The sequence below is a fragment of the Peribacillus sp. NPDC060253 genome (assembly GCF_042727425.1).
Classification (GTDB): Bacteria; Bacillota; Bacilli; order Bacillales; family DSM-1321; genus Peribacillus.
Window position 1 is genome coordinate 1 of the sequence record NZ_JBHXAS010000006.1, and the last position, 19,648, is coordinate 19,648.

The 19,648-nt window shown below is 42.0% G+C and carries 16 protein-coding genes and 2 pseudogenes; 16 read left to right on the forward strand and 2 right to left on the reverse strand.

Features of this window, described 5'->3' with window-relative positions; genetic code table 11:
• Positions 1-485, reverse strand: a pseudogene (locus ACFWE9_RS02810) (hypothetical protein); the annotation flags it as partial.
• Positions 486-547: 62 nt separating this feature from the next.
• Positions 548-1,006 carry a XoxI protein gene (locus ACFWE9_RS02815; RefSeq protein ID WP_230161291.1) on the reverse strand — a complete coding sequence of 153 codons (459 nt, stop codon included), beginning with the start codon at positions 1,004-1,006 and terminating at the stop codon, positions 548-550.
• A gap of 457 nt (positions 1,007-1,463) precedes the next feature.
• Between ACFWE9_RS02815 and ACFWE9_RS02820 the strand changes: the two genes are divergently transcribed.
• The 16 genes and pseudogenes from ACFWE9_RS02820 (at position 1,464) to ACFWE9_RS02900 (ending at position 19,644) form a co-directional block, all read left to right on the forward strand.
• On the forward strand, positions 1,464-3,053 hold the full coding sequence (locus ACFWE9_RS02820) for an ATP-binding protein (RefSeq protein ID WP_377355468.1): 1,590 nt from the start codon (positions 1,464-1,466) through the stop codon (positions 3,051-3,053).
• Positions 3,053-3,745 (forward strand): response regulator, encoded by a 693-nt coding sequence (locus ACFWE9_RS02825; protein WP_230161287.1) that lies wholly within the window; start codon positions 3,053-3,055, stop codon positions 3,743-3,745. Before ACFWE9_RS02820 ends, ACFWE9_RS02825 begins: the two co-directional genes overlap by 1 nt.
• Before the next feature lie 321 nt (positions 3,746-4,066).
• Positions 4,067-5,359 (forward strand): CitMHS family transporter, encoded by a 1,293-nt coding sequence (locus ACFWE9_RS02830; protein ID WP_377355470.1) that lies wholly within the window; start codon positions 4,067-4,069, stop codon positions 5,357-5,359.
• 216 nt (positions 5,360-5,575) lie between these two features.
• Positions 5,576-5,863: pseudogene (locus ACFWE9_RS02840) on the forward strand (group II intron maturase-specific domain-containing protein); the annotation flags it as partial.
• 232 nt (positions 5,864-6,095) lie between these two features.
• Entirely contained in the window at positions 6,096-8,039 is a 1,944-nt protein-coding gene (locus ACFWE9_RS02845; RefSeq protein ID WP_377355473.1) for a PTS mannitol transporter subunit IICBA, read from the forward strand.
• Between the two features lie 86 nt (positions 8,040-8,125).
• Positions 8,126-10,216, forward strand: coding sequence for a BglG family transcription antiterminator (locus tag ACFWE9_RS02850; RefSeq protein WP_377355475.1), 2,091 nt, complete (start codon positions 8,126-8,128; stop codon positions 10,214-10,216).
• Between the two features lie 5 nt (positions 10,217-10,221).
• Positions 10,222-11,364, forward strand: a complete 1,143-nt coding sequence (locus tag ACFWE9_RS02855; RefSeq protein ID WP_377355477.1) for a mannitol-1-phosphate 5-dehydrogenase — start codon at positions 10,222-10,224, stop codon at positions 11,362-11,364.
• Positions 11,365-11,615: 251 nt separating this feature from the next.
• Entirely contained in the window at positions 11,616-11,852 is a 237-nt protein-coding gene (locus ACFWE9_RS02860) for a hypothetical protein (RefSeq protein ID WP_377355479.1), read from the forward strand.
• A 169-nt stretch (positions 11,853-12,021) separates the two neighbouring features.
• The gene (gene nikA / locus ACFWE9_RS02865; RefSeq protein ID WP_377355481.1) at positions 12,022-13,551 is read left to right on the forward strand and encodes a nickel ABC transporter substrate-binding protein; all 1,530 of its coding nucleotides are present in this window, start codon (positions 12,022-12,024) and stop codon (positions 13,549-13,551) included.
• On the forward strand, positions 13,552-14,505 hold the full coding sequence (gene nikB, locus ACFWE9_RS02870) for a nickel ABC transporter permease (RefSeq protein WP_377355483.1): 954 nt from the start codon (positions 13,552-13,554) through the stop codon (positions 14,503-14,505).
• Positions 14,496-15,335 carry a nickel transporter permease gene (gene nikC / locus ACFWE9_RS02875; protein WP_377355485.1) on the forward strand — a complete coding sequence of 280 codons (840 nt, stop codon included), beginning with the start codon at positions 14,496-14,498 and terminating at the stop codon, positions 15,333-15,335. The genes nikB and nikC overlap by 10 nt, the downstream gene beginning before the upstream one ends.
• A complete protein-coding gene (locus ACFWE9_RS02880) occupies positions 15,332-16,129 on the forward strand; it encodes an ABC transporter ATP-binding protein (protein ID WP_377355487.1) in 798 nt (265 codons plus the stop codon). Before nikC ends, ACFWE9_RS02880 begins: the two co-directional genes overlap by 4 nt.
• The gene (locus tag ACFWE9_RS02885; protein ID WP_377355489.1) at positions 16,126-16,890 is read left to right on the forward strand and encodes an ABC transporter ATP-binding protein; all 765 of its coding nucleotides are present in this window, start codon (positions 16,126-16,128) and stop codon (positions 16,888-16,890) included. The genes ACFWE9_RS02880 and ACFWE9_RS02885 overlap by 4 nt, the downstream gene beginning before the upstream one ends.
• A 77-nt stretch (positions 16,891-16,967) precedes the next feature.
• On the forward strand, positions 16,968-18,305 hold the full coding sequence (locus ACFWE9_RS02890) for an MATE family efflux transporter (RefSeq protein WP_377355491.1): 1,338 nt from the start codon (positions 16,968-16,970) through the stop codon (positions 18,303-18,305).
• The gene (locus ACFWE9_RS02895) at positions 18,274-19,101 is read left to right on the forward strand and encodes a nicotianamine synthase family protein (RefSeq protein WP_377355493.1); all 828 of its coding nucleotides are present in this window, start codon (positions 18,274-18,276) and stop codon (positions 19,099-19,101) included. The genes ACFWE9_RS02890 and ACFWE9_RS02895 overlap by 32 nt, the downstream gene beginning before the upstream one ends.
• Positions 19,102-19,239: 138 nt before the next feature.
• A complete protein-coding gene (locus ACFWE9_RS02900; protein WP_230160997.1) occupies positions 19,240-19,644 on the forward strand; it encodes a DoxX family protein in 405 nt (134 codons plus the stop codon).
• The last annotated feature ends 4 nt before the right edge of the window (positions 19,645-19,648 follow it).

Genomic DNA, 19,648 nt, shown 5'->3' on the forward strand with positions numbered 1-19,648 from the left:
GCTCTATATAGATCGTTTTCTTTCAATTTATACTCTGGCTTTTTCACGAGTAAAAAAGTTAATTCTCTAGAATCGGAATCAATGGAGGCGAAAACTTTTATGTTTATGGAACTGTTGGATTTCATTTTAAAGAAATGTTTATTTACTACCTGCTTCTTGTTTTCTACTATAAACTTTTTTTGTTTATAATTATCTAAAACAAGTAATGCATATTTTCTGTCTTCATCCATATTGTGGTCTATTGAGACAACCACCGACACTTCCTTGTTTTTACTATTAAGTGCACTTCCATTATCTATATGTTCACCTTCCAAATTCTTTATACCATATGCAATTGTATTTCCTACTTCACGATTTTCACTATCGGTAGTGATTGAAGTGTTAGATTTTTTATTTGAGGATAAATAAAAATTACTATTAAATAAGAAGTAAGTTCCAATTAATGATAATAAAGATATTGCTACCATTTTGTAATATTTTTTCATAATCCATTCTTCTCCTAGTTAAAAGAGATATGCTATGGGCATATCTCTTTTTTACCTTTTTATTACCAATATGCCTTTGTTTCATGATTAATATCTTTATATCCTTTAAGCTTATACGTGTGATTCCCAATGGCCCAATCATTACCAGAGTATACTGTTCCGTTGTCAGCTCTAACACTAGTATAGGTTGTTTTTTTAGCGCTTGTTGAATTTGATTTGATTAATGCTCCATCACCGTTAAATGTTCTTGCTTTTGCATAGATATAATCCTCTTTTACTGTAGAACTTGATTTAGCAACTGCATAGGTTTTCCCTAAAAGTGGTTTATATACATCTATTCTTGAAGTGTTGGAAGGCTTGGCTGCTCTTCCGCTGATCAAATTAGTATTATCTGCTTGTTTGTTAGAATGTGTTACTTCTGAATCTACCAGCACATCATCATCTGCAGCACTTGCCCCCGTAGAAGAACCTATAATTGATAAACCTAAAACTGTTATTATTAATGATTTTTTTAACTTCATAATGTTCACCTCCATTTCTATTATAAATGTTACCATAAACAATACTATTTACCTGTGTGTTTATAAAATAATGCAAAAAAATGATGCATATTAACTGAAATTAAAAACTTTTAAAAATAGTAAATATTAACTACCTCTCTAAACTTCTTTTGAGTTCAAAACCCTTAACTAATAAAATATCTATTAATAACTATGAAATTTGTTTTCGTTTTTTCATACACATTACTAGGACATACAGACTATGAAAATGAGACTGCAGCTCGAATGAAAAATGTAAGGATGGAAAAAATGATTTTAGGAGAAAGGTAAAAACAGAATTTTAAAAGACTGCAACAGGAAGTTATGTGATTAATGGGTATCCGTATAATCACAATGTTCAATATTTAATAGAAATGGTAAAATCATTATACTCCTATAAAATTAAGTGTATGAAAATGAATATAGAGGACTGTTGAATATGAGGAAAATATCGCTGGAAACCAAGATTCTCGGGTTAGTCTTATCGTTGAGCCTTTTTTTGATCCTCTTATTGACGACCTCTTTTTCCTATATGGAAGGAAGACAAATAGCGAAGGATAAAGGCCATCTAGCTTTGGGGCTCTCAAAAACGATTAGCTTCATGCCTACAGTTATCGAGGCTTTTGAAACGGAAGATCCTGCTGACACTATTCAGCCTATTGTCGAAAAGATCCGCAGGGAAACAGGGGCTGAGTTCATTGTAGTAGGGAATAAAGAGGGCATTCGTTATTCCCATCCGCAAGCTTCAGAAATAGGGAAGCGGATGGAAGGCGGAGATAATAGAAGGGCGCTTTCTGGCGGCGAATATTATGTTTCCGAAGCTGCAGGATCACTAGGTCTTTCCATTCGGGGGAAGTCACCGATTTTCAATAAGGATGGAAAAATCATTGGAATCGTCTCGGTCGGTTTTTTAGTGGACGACGTCCGTGCCCAAATTTTCAAGGATCTGTCGAAAGAGATGATTGTATCTTTATCCGCCATCATGATATCGATCATTGGCAGTTATATGCTGGCAAGGAGCATACGTAAAGATACTTTAGGACTTGAGCCATTTGAAATTGCTAATTTATATAAAGAAAAAAATGCAGTATTGCATTCGGTAAAAGAAGGAATTTTGGCCATTGACCAAAATGGGTTGATTACATCGATGAATCAACCAGCGAAAAAATTGCTGGATATTAAAGAGTCCGTTCGCCATTTGAATGTGGATGGTCTATTTCCTTCGAAATATTTATTCGAAGTTTTAAGGTCTGGTGAACCACAAATGGATAAAGAAATTTCATGGAAAGAAAAGTCCATTATCGTTAATTGCACACCAATCTTCGACAATGAAGGGGTAAGCGGTGTTGTCGCTTCGTTCCGCGATCGAACGGAAATTGAAGAAATGGTCAACACACTATCCGAGGTGAAGATGCATTCAGAGGATTTGAGGGCACAAACCCATGAATTTACCAATAAGCTATATGTATTATCAGGTTTAATACAGTTAGAGGAATATGATGAAGCAATAGATATGATCCAAAGTGAAACATCTGAATTGCATTCCCTGAACCGTGTCGTATTCGAACAGATAAAGGATACAAAGGTACAAGCCCTGTTACTTGGTAAGATAGGTAAAGCATCGGAAAAGAAAATCATCTTTGAAATCGACGCACAAAGTTACTTAGAGAAACTCCCCGATCATATAAAATTGTCACAACTTACATTGATTCTTGGCAATATTATCGATAATGCGCTTGAAGCGGTTTCAGGCACGGATGAGCCGCTCGTGAAATTTTTCGCAACGGATATCGGAAATGATATGGTATTTGAAGTGAGTGACAACGGAAAAGGAATACATGAGGATGATATCGCCTATGTTTTTGATCGGGGTTTCACATCGAAGAACAATGGAAGTCCAAGTGGATATGGACTTTCAAATGCCGATCAGGTCGTAAAAGAGCTGGGTGGCATCATCGAAGTTCAAAGCGAGACTGGAAGCACGATATTCACCGTGTATCTCCCTAAAGAACAGAGAGGAGGAAAATAATGCTGAAGATAAGAGCGGTTATCGCAGAGGATGATTTTCGTGTAGCGGATATCCATGAAAAATTCCTGAAAAACTTTGATGAAATAGAAGTGGTCGGAAAAGCAGTCAATGCCAAAAAGACGCTTCGGATCTTGGAGCAAAAAAGCCCTGATTTGCTATTGCTTGATGTATATATGCCAGATCAGCTTGGGACAGACCTCCTTCCGGACATCCGTCAAAAGTTCCCGAACGTGGATATCATCATGATTACGGCAGCCACAGAAAAAGAACAACTTGAAAAGTCGCTTCACTACGGTGTAGAGAATTATTTAATTAAACCAGTGGAAATGAAACGCTTCAACCAAGTTATCGAAGAGTACCTTAAGAAAGCCCATCTGATGCAATCGAAACAAGAAATAGATCAGGATTTTGTTGATCTTATTTTAAAAAAGGGATCTTCGGCTTCGGAAACGAAGAACAATGGTCCCATCCTACCGAAAGGGGTCGATGAAATCACTTTAACGAAAGTGATTGAGGTTCTAAAAGCAAGCGATATAGGTTTGTCTGCAGAGCAAGTGAGTGTACAAATCGGTGCCTCCAGGACAACCGCGAGACGCTATTTGGAATACTTGATATCCGTAAAGAAATGTAAAGCGGAAGTCGTATACGGGGTAGTGGGCAGACCGGAGCGAAGATATTATAAAATTCCATAAAGAGTCCGTTTAAGTAAAACACCTTCCTAACTGGAGGTGTTTTTTTCATGGAGAATAACGGTGGGAATATGTAATCGGAGTTTTGCCGTTATGTTCCTTTTGAAGCATTTATTCAACTGGCCGGCATCAATGGCTATAATCAGTGTGTAGTTCCGTTTTGGAAACAGCATTTCACCCCTGTAATGATCAGAGTGAAAGTGCCTCCGTGAACACAATGAACACAATTAACAAAATAGTTTTAAAACACAATAAATTGAAAACGCTTACAGATAAAGCGATTTCATATACAATTTAGATAATTAGAAATTAAGGAGTGATCATATGCTCGCTTTATTAGGATACTTGATGATAGTAGTGTTTATGATTTTAATTATGACAGGGCGACTTTCAGCCATGATAGCTTTGATTGCAGTACCAAGTGCCTTTGCACTTATTGGTGGGTTTGGCGGTAAAATGGGCGAAATGGCTTTGGAAGGAATCAAAGATGTGGCGCCAACGGGCATCATGATTTTATTTGCGATCCTTTTCTTTGGCATTTTGATCGATGCTGGCGTTTTTGACCCGATCATCAATACAATCCTTAAGGTTGTAAAAGGAGATCCAGTCAAAATTGCCATCGGCACGGCAGTACTGGCTTTGCTGATTTCCTTGGATGGAGATGGTACGACTACATATATGATAACGATTTCAGCCATGCTTCCGCTATATAAACGGATTGGAATGAGACCGCTAGTATTGGCCGGTATTGCTGTTTCGTCATCTGGAGTCATGAATCTACTTCCTTGGGGAGGCCCGACAGCACGGGTGATGACCGCTTTAAAACTTGAAATGTCCGATGTTTTCACGCCTGTCATTCCTGCGATGATTGGCGGAGTCCTATTCGTCTTGTTCATGGCATATTGCCTGGGTAAAAAAGAAAGAAAGAGAATTGGGATCATAGAAGTCGATTATCGTGCTGTGGCACAGCACGCGGCTGCAACGGAAGATGCTTATCTTAAGCGTCCTAAATTGATAATATTCAATTACGCATTGACTCTTACACTGCTGGTTGCGCTGATTATGGAACTAATGCCTTCAGCAGTCCTGTTCATGATAGGTTTTGCCATTGCCATTACGGTTAATTATCCGAAACTCAGTGATCAAAAAGAGCGTGTGGCAAACTATGCAGACAATGCTTTATCTGTCATTTCGATGATTTTTGCTGCAGGTGTCTTCACTGGAATCCTTGCCGGTACGGAAATGGTGGATGCCATGGCAAACTCTTTGATTCAGCACATTCCAGATCAAATGGGTGCACATTTTGCTGTCATCACAGCCATCATCTCAGCACCTTTCACGTTCTTCATGTCTAATGACGCATTTTATTATGGTGTGCTCCCATTACTTGCTAAAGCGGGAGCCGCTTATGGAATTGATCCTGCCTTGATCGGTAGAGCTTCACTATTAGGGTTGCCCGTCCATCTATTAAGCCCGCTTGTTCCATCTACCTATCTATTGGTTGGAATGGTAGGGGAAGATTTCGGTGCATTGCAGCGCACTTTCCTGAAATGGGCATGTGGATCGACGCTTGTCATGATAGTGGTATCCGTCCTATTGGGAATCATCCCACTATAATATAGTACATTTAAGAGTCCCGTTCGTAACGTTACGAACGGGACTCTTTTCGTGCGCCCGGCATGGGTGCAATCTAAAGGGTGTGAGTCCCGAAACGAAACGGCGGAGTTCGGCTATTGGGTATTCCAACCGTTCTAGACCGTTTCATTCAACAAGCCATTGCCCAAATATTGACCAAGATATATGACTCAACCTTTTCGGAGAATAGCTATGGATTTCGCCCTCATTGATACTCCGAACGTATTGAAGAATTTAGATTCATGGATTCGAAGAAGACTCAGGATGTGCCTATGGAAACAATGGAAATTGCCAAGAACGAGAGTGAGGAAACTCAAAGGATTAGGCGTCCCATTTGGAAAAGCATATGAATGGGGAAATAGCAGAAAGGGTTTTTGGCGCATAGCGCATAGTCCTGTTCTAGACAAAACCCTTAATAATGTTTATTGGCACCACCAAGGGTTAGTCAATCTATATGAACGATATACAAAACTACGTCAGACGTAAACTGAACCGCCGTATACCGAACAGTATGTACGGTGGTGTGAGAGGTCGGAGGCTAGGCGCCTCCTCCTACTCGATTTTGTCATCCATCATGGACTGAATAAAAATGGAAAAACGAGAAACATTATGTTTGTCTTCTCTTTTGCGACAAAGTTAGCTTTTTCTTTTGTTGAATGCGGCTGGCACGTACATTAACATTAATGGAAACTATATTAATATGAAGGGAAGAGTGCAAATGGCTCACTTTAATATAAAAGTTGCAGTTCAAAAGTTCGGTAACTTTCTAAGTTCAATGGTCATGCCAAATATTTCAGCTTTCATAGCTTGGGGGTTAATCACTGCCCTATTCATTCCATCTGGTTTCTTGCCAAATGAAAGCCTTGCCAAAATGGTTACACCAATGGTTACATTTTTACTGCCGCTTTTAATTGGGTATACAGGTGGTAAGTTAGTCCATGACCACCGAGGTGGCGTAGTGGGTGCCATTGCGACAATGGGTGTCATCGTTGGATCTGACATCCCGATGTTCCTTGGTGCGATGATAATGGGACCGTTTGGCGGTTACGTCATCAAGAAATTCGATCAACTGATTGAAGGGAAAATAAAAGCCGGCTTTGAAATGCTTGTTAATAATTTCTCGGCTGGGATACTTGGCGGCTTGCTGTCCATTCTATCCTTCTTGGCGATCGGGCCAGCTGTTAACGTATTTACCGGATGGCTTGTAGCGGGAGTTGATTGGCTTGTAGGGACAGGTTTACTGCCACTTACGAGTATCCTGATCGAGCCAGCTAAGGTATTGTTCTTGAACAATGCCATTAATCATGGTGTACTATCACCAATCGGTGTTGAGCAAGTTAAACAAACCGGCGCTTCCATCCTGTTTCTACTTGAATCGAATCCAGGACCTGGTATAGGCGTTCTGCTTGCCTATTGCTTTTTTGGAAAGGGCACTGCAAAGAAATCGGCGCCTGGAGCTGCCATCATTCATTTCTTTGGCGGTATCCATGAGATCTATTTCCCTTACATTCTAATGAAGCCGATGTTATTTTTAGCGGTCATTCTTGGAGGAATGAGCGGAGTTTTCACTTTGGTCCTTTTAGGCGGCGGATTATTCGCTCCGGCTTCACCAGGAAGCATTCTAGCTATTACAGCGGTAACTCCGCATAATGCGGGCGCATATATTGCGAACTTTGCAGGCGTGATCGTAGCGGCCCTTGTTTCATTCATCGTCGGTGCATTCATCTTGAAAACAGGAAAGAAGTCGGATGAGAATATTGAAGATGCCGCGAAAAAAATGCAAGAAATGAAAGGAAAGAAAAGCTCTGTTGCGGATGTATTTGCTTCAGAACCAGGGAATTTGCCAACAAACGTCAGCAAAATCATATTTGCTTGTGATGCTGGGATGGGATCAAGTGCAATGGGAGCTTCCCTGCTTCGTAAGAAAGTGAAGGAAGCTGGCTTGAATATCGCAGTTACCAATACAGCGATCAGCAACCTTCCTGCTGATGCACAAATCGTCATTACACAGGAAGAGTTAACTCCAAGGGCACAGAATAAAGTGCCGAATGCTTATCATATTTCCGTCGATAACTTCTTATCAAGCCCTGAGTATGATTCATTGCTTGCACGGCTTCAGGATGACGGTACAGATGAGTTTCATGAGATTGTCGAAGATGCTGAAGAGAAAGTTCCAGGTGTTCGTGAACATTCCATTGAACCTGGCATCGTAGAAGATGAACAGGAAGATAATGAATTGCTTCGCGAAGAGTATGTCTTCCTTAATCAACATTTCGCCAATAAGGAAGAAGCGATCCGCTTTGCGGGAAGGGCTTTGTTCAATGCAGGTTACGTTAAGGAAAGTTACATTGAAGCAATGATTGCACGTGATGAACTGACTTCAACCTATATGGGCAATGATGTAGCCATTCCACACGGAACCGAGGAAGCGAAGAAAGATGTCCTTAAATCTGGATTCACCGTTCTGCAGATTCCGGATGGTGTGGACTTCGACGGCCAAAAGGCACGATTGATATTCGGTATTGCCGGCAAGGATGGGACGCATCTTGAAATACTTTCTGGCATTGCAGTTACCTGCTCTGAGATGGAGAATATTGAAAAGATGGTTAAAGCCACATCAGCCAGGGAATTGATGAATATTATCAATGTAGAAAATAAATAAATACTCTTCACCTAGAATAGAAAAGCGTTTTACGCTTTTCTATTCAGTATTTTCTCGTGTTACTCCACCTGAAATGAGTTGGTAGCATGTATATTACTTCAAGGGAAAAATCAATCATAGAATTGATCATTAAAACTTCAGGAAAACATACGGCCATATCCATTGCGACACATCTGAATGTAAGTGTCCGGACGGTTCAGCGTGATCTGAAGTCCATCGAAAAAATCCTGCAATCATTTGAGTTGCATTTAACACGCAATACACATGAAGGGCTATCCATCGATGGGAAGAATGAACAAATCTTTCGGCTTGTACAGCATCTGATGGGGAATCATCCGGTCGATCAAACACCACAAGAACGAAAGTTGCATCTCCTTTTAGCATTACTGCAGGAAGAATCATATAAAACGCAAGTTCTTGCGGGGCATCTCGGTATAAGCATTACGACTCTTACAACCTATTTGGACGAACTGACTGAATGGTTAAAGAATTTTAATATCGTGATTACCAGGAAAAGGGGAGTCGGAATTGAGCTTGCCGGCACTGAAGAAAATAAACGGAAAGCCCAGGCAGCCTATTTCTTGCACTTTTTTAATGAAGAGCTGATTGAAAGTTTATTTTTGTTGCAAGAGGGAAAGTTCCCAGAAGCAAAAATCCTCGACTATTTCGATCCCGACTATCTTCTGGCTATCGATGGGGTGCTGAATTCTACCTTTAATAGTGTCCATTCTCGCCTGGCGGATAGCGGGTATATAGGGTTAATTGTACATATTTATGTAACCCTGCAAAGGAATGAAAGCCAATTTTTTTTGGAGAAGGACTTCAAGAAAATAAGCGAACTTTCGGATGAGAATAATCTCATGAATAAAATAGGCAAGGAACTCAGCACCATGCTGGAAGTCTCTTTTACCATTGATGATATAAGCTACCTGGCAGCCATACTTAAAGGCTCCAAGCTTCATGCGGCTGATGCTGTTCCATATGACAGTGTGTTGCTGGGCCAGCTGATAAGAAACCTGATAAAAGATGTTTCGGCACAACTGCAAATCGACTTGACCAAGGATTTCCCGTTGTATCAAGGGCTCCTGGCCCATATGGAACCATCGCTTTTCCGGATCAAACAGGACATGGGATTGTACAACCCCTTAACCGAAGATATCAAACGAAAGTATCCGGTTCTCTTTTTGGCAGTAAAGACCAGTCTGGAAAAGGGATTCAAAGAAATTAAGGATTTTCCTGAGGATGAAATAGCCTTCATCGTCCTTCATTTCGGATCTGCATTGGTGCTGCGGGAGGAAGAAATATCAATAAGGGCACTCATCGTTTGCCCGACAGGTATAGGTACGTCAAAGATGCTTGCAAGCCGGATCAAAAAAGAAATCATCGAAATCGAGACTGTAGAAATCAAGACGATCAAAGACATCCAGCAGCAGGGCAGTCTGAAAAACTATGACGTAATCATTTCTACCGTCCGGCTTCCGTATATCGATATGGATTATATCCTTGTATCCCCTCTTTTGAGTGAAGAGAATATATTGAACATCAGGAATTATTTAAGGAAGAATATCGAAAACTTCACGAAGAATAAGCGTTATAGCAGTCATTCAGCCAACAAGGATTTCCACCCGAAAAAAGAGGATGGCGAATTAAAGGAAGTTCTGCAGGAATTGAAAGATGTCCAGCGGAGCATCGAGTCGATCATGGATAATTTCCGGTTTTATCGGCTGCCGCATCTGAAAGGACATCCAGAAATCATTAAAGAAATGGTCAGGATGGCTGAGAAGGAAGAACTGCTAATGGGTGCGGATGATGTAATTAGATCCCTGAATGAACGGGAGAAAAAAGGTGGTTTAGGCATTCCAGGCACTGGAATGGGTCTATTTCATACCAGGCATAACAACGTGAAAGAATTGATATTCCAGGTAACCCACTTGGAGGAAGATTGTCTCGTAAAAGGTATGGACGGGCAAGACGTCCATATGAAGAACTTGCTGCTGATGCTTGCCCCTGAAGAATTGAGTGTGAAGCAGCAGGAAATCGTCAGCTTAATAAGTTCAAGCTTGATTGAAAGTAATGAATCGATCATGATTTTTTCATCTTCGGACGAAAAAATGATCAGCAGAAGATTGGAAGCTGTATTTTTGGACTATTTATATACTAACTTGATAAAGGGATGATTGTAATGAAACAAGCAGTACATTTTGGTGCAGGAAACATTGGAAGAGGATTTATAGGAGCACTCTTTTCACAGTCTGGATATCATGTAACATTTGTAGATATTGCTGATCAAATCATCGATCAGTTAAATGATAAAAAGCGATATCAAGTCAAATTGGCAACTGAACAACAAGAATCGGTCACTGTAGAAAATGTTTCAGGCTTAAATAGCTTAAAGCAGGAAGAGGAAATCATAAAGGCCATTTCCGAAGCAACCTACCTTACCACGGCAATCGGACCGAATATTTTGCCTCATATCGCTCCCTTAATTGCAAAAGGATTGGCTTCAAGAGTGAAGGAAACCGATGAAAAGCTATATGTGATCGCTTGCGAAAACCAAATATCGGCAACGGACCTTTTAGAAGGATACATTCTAGAAAAACTGGATCAAGATACGAAGGCAAGCTTAACTGATAAAGTTTTCTTCTTTAATTCAGCTGTCGATCGAATCGTTCCCTTGCAAAATAACGAAGGATCACTAGATGTTTTGGTCGAACCTTATTATGAATGGGTCGTTGAAACGAATGAAAACATTCCTGCCGTTGAGGGGATGACCATTGTAAAAGAACTCGCTCCATTCATTGAGAGAAAACTGTTTACCGTTAATACAGGACATGCCGTCATTGCTTACCTCGGTTATCTCAAAGATAACAAATCGACGATTGACCAATCATTGGAAGACGAAGGCGTTGTAGAGCAAGTCAAGAAAACATTAGGGGAAACGGGCGCTTATTTAATAAAGCAATATGGGTTGGATGCCGATGAACATCAGCACTATATAGAAAAAATCATTAATCGATTTAAAAATTCGTACTTAAATGACTCAGTGAATAGAGTGGGCCGTTCACCGCTGCGTAAGCTTGGACCGAACGACCGTCTCGTACGTCCCGCCGTAGAAGCGAAGAAAGCCGAACTTTCCTATACGAATTTGGCGAAGGCCATAGCAGCCGCCTTGCTGTTTGATTTTAACGAAGATGAAGAAGCGGTTAAGCTGCAAGCAATGATCAAAGAAAAGGGTATAGCTGCCGTTCTTAAGGAAGTAAGTGGATTGGACGAAAGCAGTGAAATAACCAAAGAGGTTGTCAATCATTACAACAACTTGAAATAAAAGCCGAAGAACTCCTGAAATCTTTTTTCAGGAGTTTTTTCTTAACCAAATGCCAATTATAAAAGGAACATATCTTCCGATAAGCAGCATAACCTAGAAAGCTTATAAAAAAACCTTGTAAACAGTAATCATTACGTTTTATAATGAGAGACAGTCAAGACAAGAGTGACCTTTAAACTTTTTTAAAGTGTAAATCGTAATCATTTTGATTTGTTTGGAGAAGGGGGCATTAATGTTGAAAATATAGGGAATTGCTCGAGATTAGGTTTTACAAAAGGTGGATTAGTGCAGTAAATCGAGAGTTTGGAGCATTTACTCAAGATTTTGCAGCTATTGTAAGAGATTTAGAGCTGATACTCGTGAGTTTAGTGCGTTTACTCGTGAGTTTAGTGCGTTTACTCGTGAATTTAGTGCATTTACTCGTGAATTTAGTGCAAATACTCGTGAGTTTGAAGCAAATACTCGTGAGTTTAACACATTACTCGTGAGTGGATGTTTACTCTCGAGAAGCATTACATAGGTTTCATTTCGGATAAGCATTCGGCAATGCGTTACGTGGTTTGTCATGATAGTAAAGCAAAGCTGCAATATAAATCGTAATCAATACGATTTTAAAGCTGCTAATTAAAATAGTTGAGGTAATGGAGGAAGTATATCGTGTTCAGAAAATGTAAATCGATTTTTATTTTTTGTTTATCATTCTTTCTTTTGGCTGCTTGTTCCACCGAGTCTGCGAAAGATCAAGTGGGAGGGGAGAAGGAAGTGAACTTGCTTTTTAATTTTGCGACTAGTTCGCTTGATCCGAATGTTGATACTAGTTATGTGTCACTAAGGGCTGGTATCACTGAGACATTGGTGCATCTCAATGATGAGGATTTGACCATCGAACCTTGGCTGGCGAAAAGCTGGGATAGCAAGGATGGTCAATTATGGAATTTTGAGTTAAGGGAGGGTGTGACTTTTCAGAATGGAAAGCCGATGGATGGCAAAGCGGTGAAGGCATCCTTGGAGAGGGCGATGAAAGATAGTCTGGCGATCAAGAATGCTTTGCGCATTGAGTCGATTGAAGCGGACGGGAATGCGCTGACCATTAAGACGGAGGTTCCTTTTCCTGAGTTTCCTTCTGAATTGGTCCATCCAAATACATCGATTATTGACGTGAAGGAAAGTGACTATATAAACAAGCCGATAGGGACAGGGCCATTTGCCGTTTCGAAATTCATACCAGGTACGGCTGTTGATTTAATACGGTATGAGTCTTACTGGGATGGAGCAGCAAAGCTTGAGAGAGCCAGGTTTTCGTTTAATGAAGATGCCAATGCACGGTCTCTTGCCCTTGAATCGGGAGACGCCGATATTGTTTTCCGTCCGGAAGTGGAAAGCCTGGAAAATTTAGAGGCGATAGATGGTGTGAAGGTTGAATCGACATCCACTTTCCGCGTACATCAAATGACGATGAATTTGGAACGTAAAGCATTGCAGGACATACACGTCCGAAAGGCGATAGATGCCTTGATCGATCGTTCATCGATTGCGGCTACAATTTTACAAGGTCATGCAGAAGTGGCAACAGGACCTTTTCCATCCACTTTCTCGTTTGCCCCGGACTATCCGAAAAAAGAGAAGGGGATGGAAGCAGCTAGAAGGTTTCTTGATCAGGCGGGATATAAGAAAGTGGAGGGTGTCATGCAAAAAGACGGCAAACCGTTAGCGTTTACACTTCTGACATACAGTTCACGTGCCGACCTGCCGTTAATTGCCCAAGTTTTTCAATCGGATGCCGGCCAGTTGGGGATTGATGTGAAAATCAAGCAAATAGAAATCCCGGAAGAGTATATGGCTGCCAATCGGGATTGGGATTTAACGACCTACAGTAATTTAACGGCTCCGCGGGGGGATGCTGGTTACTATTTAAATGCAACTTATCATCCAAAGGGAGCCTTGAACTTCAGTGGGGCCGATGATGATCACCTGACGTCCCTGATTGACAAGCTGAACGTAACGGTCGGACAGCAGAAGCGCTCGGATTTAGCTGAGGATATTGCGATGTATGTGGATGAACAGGTGTATAATTCGTTCATTTTACACCCGAACACACTTGTTGCTTATGACTCCGGAAAAGTGGAAAATTGGGTCACTTCTAGAAGTGAATACTACATGCTGACGAATGAACTGGATGTGAAGTGAATGTTCCGCATCTTAGTCCGGCGATTCATTGAGGTCGTGATTTTTGTCCTTGTGATTACATTCATCTCTTTCCTTTTTGTTAGGCTTGCTCCAGGGGACCCAGTTCTCTCGATACTTCAAGTGGATGATGTGTCGATCACAAACGAGCAAGTCAATGAGCTTCGTGAAGAATTGGGGTTCAATGATCCGCTGTTAGTGCAGTATGGCGATTGGTTTGCGGACTTTATCCAATTGGATTTCGGGCATTCCTATCTGACGAATCAGCCTGTGATGAAGATGATCATGAGCGGGCTGCCTGCAACACTTGAGCTGGCGGTTGGCGCATTGCTTGTGATGCTTGGTATAGCCATTCCATTAGGTTCGCTTGCTGCATTATACAGGGGAAGCTGGATTGATCAGATAAGCCGTGCCGTTTCTTTGTTGGGCGCAGCCATTCCTAGCTTTTGGCTGGGGCTGCTCTTGATAGATCTATTTGCGGTACGATGGGGGGTCCTTCCAACAATGGGCAGGGACGGATTTCGTTCTTTGATTCTGCCGTCGGTCACGTTGGGGCTGGCCATCACAAGTGTGTACGTGCGTTTGCTGCGTTCGAGTTTAATAGATTCCCTAAGTCATGATTTCATCAGGGCTGCCCGATCTAGGGGGATATCAGAAATACGGATATTCTTTGCCCATGCATTTCGTTATAGCTTGCCCCCGGTCATTACCGTATTCGGTGTCAGCCTTGGCAGCCTGATCGGCGGTGTAGTGGTGATCGAAGTGATTTTTGCCTATCCAGGCATAGGTAAGATGGTCGTGGACTCGATTCGGTCACGGGATTATCCAGTCATCCAAGGGTACCTGTTGGTCATGGCCATCATTGTATTCATGGTTAATAGTGCCGTGGATTTATCTTATCGCTATTTAAATCCGGAGCTAAGACTGAAGGAAAGGAAGCATGGAAAATGGAGTTAGTTATCAAAAAAAAATCCAAAAGGCGCTGGAGAATGACAGTCCTTTTTACGGTGATGGCTACAGTCCTTGCCGTTGCGGCTTACACCTTACTTATTCTGAAACATGATCCGGCGCTGGTCAATCTGGGAGAAAGGCTATGGCCGGCAAGCATGGAACATCCGTTAGGGACGGATCATCTAGGGCGTGATGTATTGACACGTCTTTTGCTTGGCGCACAGCTGACGGTTGGCTATGGTCTCTTATCTCTGTTTGCCGCGGTTATCATCGGCGTCCCGTTCGGGGTGATTGCTGGTTTTAAAGGAGGTCTGATAGATCGGATTTTCATGCGCATTGCAGACGCGTTTCTCGCATTCCCTGATACGATCGTTGCCATTGTGCTTAGTGGTTTATTAGGACCAGGAATCGAAAATCTCCTGTTGGCGATCGTTCTAGTGAAATGGGTGAATTATGCCCGGCTTGTGCGAAGTACGGTGATCACCGAACATCAGAAGGACTATGTCACAGTTGCTAAAATCAATGGATTAAGTTCATTTGGGATCATGCGGAAGCATCTATTTCCTCACCTTATCGGGAACGTGCTGGTCCTTTCTAGCCTCGATTTAGGAAAAATCATTTTGCTCATATCTTCCTTATCATATATCGGGCTCGGGGCGCAGCCGCCGGCACCAGAGTGGGGAGCCATGCTGAATGATGCCCGTCCATACTTTCAATCCAATATGTTGCTGATGATTTACCCGGGGCTGGCCATCGTATTTGTCGTCCTTCTATCCAACATACTCGGTGATTATTTGCGCGATGCATTCGATGTGAAAAAGGAGGTGGAATCATGAGCATTTTATCAGTGAGGCAGCTGTATATCATGGGGAAGCAAAATCATATCGTCAAGGATCTTTCATTAGATGTGCAGGAAGGTGAGTGGTTCGCACTTGTCGGACAAAGTGGGAGCGGCAAAAGCATGACGGCCATGGCAATATGTCAGATGCTTGCATCCAATCTCGAAGCGAGGGGGGAAATATGGTACGGGGAAAAGAATTTATTAACGCTATCTTCCTCAGAAATCAGGAAGATTCGCGGAAAGTGCCTGGCTTATATTTTTCAAGATTACCAGGGTTCGTTCACACCGTTCCTTACCATCGGTCAACATTTCGAGGAATATCAGCGAACACATTTGAACCTTTCTAAAAAGGCAAGGTGCAAGCAAGCAGTCGAGGCGCTCATATCGGTGGGCCTGAATGAAGATATCTACAGCAAATACCCTTTTCAATTAAGCGGTGGGCAGCTTCAACGCGTATCCATTTCAATAGCCCTGCTGCTTGAACCGGATATCTTGATAGCGGATGAACCGACCACAGCCTTGGACAGTGTATCTTCCTTTAAGGTCTTACAGCTGTTATCAAAGCTCCAAAAAGAAACTGGATGTGCAATCTTGTTCATCACCCATGATTTGCGTCATGTGAAGAAATATGCGGACCGCATTGCAGTTATGAAAGACGGAGCCATTATTGAAGCCGGTGATAAAAATCTGGTGCTGGATCATCCGCAGCATCCTTATACGAGGAGGCTGATTCAATCAGCGCCATCACTCAAAAGAAGTACATGCAGGCTTGAAGGAGTGTCAGGATGAGTTTATTAGACGTACGAAATGTCCATAAAAGCTATGATAACGGAGTGGTAATACTAAGGAACGTGAATTTCAGCATCGAAAGGAAGGAATGCCTCGGGCTAGTGGGAGAGAGCGGCTGCGGAAAAAGCACACTGGCAAGACTCATCCTTCAGATTGACTCTTTTGACCAGGGCAGCATCCTATTTGAAGGAAACGCGCTGCAAAACAAAAGCGAACGCAGATTAAAACCGTATCGCAAGAACATCCAGGCCGTTTTGCAAAATCCTGCAACTGCTTTGAATCCAAAACTAAGAATAAAAGATTCACTAATGGATCCGTATCTTCAATTTGGCAGCCAGGTCAATCTGAAACATTTTACGTATACAAGTGAAGCGAACTTTATCGGACAGCTGCTGGAATCTGTGGGGCTTCCAAAGAGTTTTGCTGAACGTTACCCGCATGAGCTAAGCGGCGGACAAAAGCAGCGGGTGACCATTGCACGCGCAATCAGCATTGAACCGGCCCTCATTATATTGGATGAACCGGCTTCAAGCCTGGACGTACTGTCACAAGCGGAGGTGCTGAAATTGTTAGGCGGGCTGCGGGAGACTTTGGACATTTCATACCTTTTTATTTCTCATGATCTGTCGGCAGTACAGGAGATGAGCCATCAGATCATAGTGATGAAAGGGGGTGTAATTGTGGATTCTTTCGAAAAAGAACAGCTTTTTTGCAGCGGTCGCCATTCATACACAAAAGAACTGATTTCGATGTTTGAATAGTGAAGTTGTGTTTATTTTGGTTTTAAATCGTAATGATTTCGATTAAATGGGAGTTTGATACTTAAGGAGGAAGTAAGGTGAACCATCGATCATATTTGGCCTTGGCCATTCCTCTGACCATATCGACGATAACGACGCCATTGATAGGTGCGGTGGACACCGCTGTTGTGGGTCAGTTACCAAACCCTGCTTATTTGGGCGGCGTAGCTATAGGTACGGTTATTTTCAATACCTTGTATTGGCTGTTTGGTTTTTTGCGGGTGAGCACTTCGGGATTTGCTGCACAAGCACTTGGGGCAAACGACGGGAAGCAAGGCATTTTAGCCTTTTTAAGGCCGTTTATACTGGCAATTGTTGCAGGGGGAGGTTTCATCCTGCTTCAGGGGCCTATTGAACAAGTTTCCTTAACCCTGATGAATCCCGATGCTGAGGTTCGAAGGTATGCGGCTGAATACTTCAGCATTCGAATATGGGGAATCCCATTCACCTTGATGAATTACGTCATATTGGGTTGGCTGATGGGGATGTCCAAGATCAAGGTTTCGCTATTGTTACAGGTGTTCATGAACCTGATGAACATTGCCTTGGATTTCCTATTTGTTCATGGATTCCAATGGGGCGTGCCAGGGGTAGCGATAGCGACCCTCCTTTCGGAAGTGACGGCCTTTTTCATTGGACTGATCATTATTGTGAAAGCGTCGCCGCATCGAATGGAAATGCCCCCGTTGAAAGAGATGTTCGATTCTTCATCCATTAAGAAAATGATGTCGGTGAATCGGGATTTATTCATCAGGACGCTTTGCCTGTTGGCCGTTTTTAATATCTTCACGGCAAAGGGGGCCTCATATGGGACGGAGATATTGGCGGCGAATGCCGTACTCATCCAAATTCACTATATGATGGCTTACTTCTTTGACGGGCTCGCAAATGCTTCAAGCATTCTTGTGGGAAAAGCGATTGGTGCGGGAGATAAGCCCTTATATAAGAAGACCCTGATCCTTTCGTTGCAGTGGGGTGTTCTGTCCTCCCTGATGATTGCCGTCAGTTACTATTTATGCGGTGATATCATCCTATCGCTTTTCACACGGATACCAAGTGTCATTGAGCTGGCAAACATTTATGGGATCTGGCTTATTTTGTTCCCTCTATCTGCCAGTGTAGGCATCGTTTTCTACGGTGTTTTTACTGGGGCAACAGAAGCTGCCCCTATTCGTAACTCGATGATCTATTCCTTGATTGCCTTCATGATAACACTTTATATTTTTGTGCCGGCATATCAAAACCATGCATTATGGCTGGCCTTTACTGTATTCAGCCTAGGACGTTCGGTATTTTTGGCATTGTATATACCACGGTTAAGCAAAAAATTATTCCCTAATAGGAGTGTGCGCCTTGAAAACGATCAAATTGTCTAGAAACCAGGAAAAAATCATTCATACATATATGGATACTTATAAAATTTTACTAGAAGAAGATGATTTATCACCAAATAACGAAATCATCAATCGCGTTTTAACCGAACTGGTTTCGATGATTTCCAAACCTTTGGATCAGCATGTGGCAGAAGAAATTCTCAACCATGATGAAATCCGATCGATTCGGGGTACCATGCTTGAAAAGCTGACGATTGCTGAAACATTGATGGAGAATCATTATGCCAAATTATTTGTTGGCAGTGTGAACACCCTGGATGACTTCCGTTCTTTCATTTATTGGGATAACTACAAAGAACTGATTCAAACGGAAATCAGTGAATTGAAAAAGGTGAAAAAAGATATTCAATCATTTGCATTTGTAGGGACGGGGCCTCTGCCATTAAGTCCTTTGCTGCTGCAACGGGAGTTGGGTGCGAAAATGACATGTCTCGATATAGATGAACAAGCCCATTCACTTGGCCGGCGCATCGTCCAAGAACTGGATAACGAAGGGAATTCAGACTATATCTTGAATGATGGCGCCCTTCATGACTACACGGAGTTCGATATTGTATGGATTGCCAGCCTGGTTCCTAATAAAGAAGAAATACTGGAACGGATATTTCAGACAAACCCTGACGCAACTGTCGCAATACGGTCGGTGGACGGTATTCATCAATTATTATATGAGCCCGTTGATGCAACAAAATTCAGTATAGTGGCATGTGAGGAAGTCGGGAGAACCATTGCGGATTCTTTCATCATCAATTCAACCATTTATTACACATTTAAATAGTGACACCATGGAACGAGTTGCTTCGGCAATTCGTTTTATTTAGGGGAAAAAAGAAATTCCAATAAACTTACTTGACATTATAAGCTTATTAAAATATAATTACTTACATAAAGTAACCAACAAAAGGAGAGTTCATACATGAATAAAAATGATGCAGGTCAAGTTTTTTTAAGAATTATACTAGGTCTTACTTTTTTCATTCACGGCGTTTCAAAGTTTCAAGGGGGAATAGGTAACACGGCTGGTTTTTTTGATAGCCTTGGTATTCCGGGGTTCATGGCATATATCGTTGCAGGTATCGAATTAATCGGAGGACTTGCGGTTATACTTGGTTTTGGAACACGTATCGTTTCCGTCTTGTTCGCGGTCATTTTGGTTGGAGCGGTTTTCATGGCTAAATTGCCTGCTGGTTTTCTTGGCAACGGGCAAGCGGCGGGCTACGAACTGGACTTGGCACTGCTTGCCATGTCTGTCTATCTAGCGTGTGCAAACACCACGGTTCTTTCTTTGGATAACATGATTTTCAATAAAAAAGGGAAGTGACAAT

Bases quoted from the DNA above. Each gene is read 5' to 3' on its own strand.
- ACFWE9_RS02885 (WP_377355489.1), top strand. From the start codon at position 16,126: ATGAGTTTATTAGACGTACGAAATGTCCATAAAAGCTATGATAACGGA.
- ACFWE9_RS02880 (WP_377355487.1), top strand. From the start codon at position 15,332: ATGAGCATTTTATCAGTGAGGCAGCTGTATATCATGGGGAAGCAAAAT.
- ACFWE9_RS02855 (WP_377355477.1), top strand. From the start codon at position 10,222: ATGAAACAAGCAGTACATTTTGGTGCAGGAAACATTGGAAGAGGATTT.
- ACFWE9_RS02825 (WP_230161287.1), top strand. From the start codon at position 3,053: ATGCTGAAGATAAGAGCGGTTATCGCAGAGGATGATTTTCGTGTAGCG.
- ACFWE9_RS02845 (WP_377355473.1), top strand. From the start codon at position 6,096: ATGGCTCACTTTAATATAAAAGTTGCAGTTCAAAAGTTCGGTAACTTT.
- ACFWE9_RS02830 (WP_377355470.1), top strand. From the start codon at position 4,067: ATGCTCGCTTTATTAGGATACTTGATGATAGTAGTGTTTATGATTTTA.
- ACFWE9_RS02820 (WP_377355468.1), top strand. From the start codon at position 1,464: ATGAGGAAAATATCGCTGGAAACCAAGATTCTCGGGTTAGTCTTATCG.
- ACFWE9_RS02900 (WP_230160997.1), top strand. From the start codon at position 19,240: ATGAATAAAAATGATGCAGGTCAAGTTTTTTTAAGAATTATACTAGGT.
- ACFWE9_RS02850 (WP_377355475.1), top strand. From the start codon at position 8,126: ATGTATATTACTTCAAGGGAAAAATCAATCATAGAATTGATCATTAAA.
- nikB (WP_377355483.1), top strand. From the start codon at position 13,552: ATGTTCCGCATCTTAGTCCGGCGATTCATTGAGGTCGTGATTTTTGTC.
- nikC (WP_377355485.1), top strand. From the start codon at position 14,496: ATGGAGTTAGTTATCAAAAAAAAATCCAAAAGGCGCTGGAGAATGACA.
- ACFWE9_RS02815 (WP_230161291.1), bottom strand. From the start codon at position 1,006: ATGAAGTTAAAAAAATCATTAATAATAACAGTTTTAGGTTTATCAATT.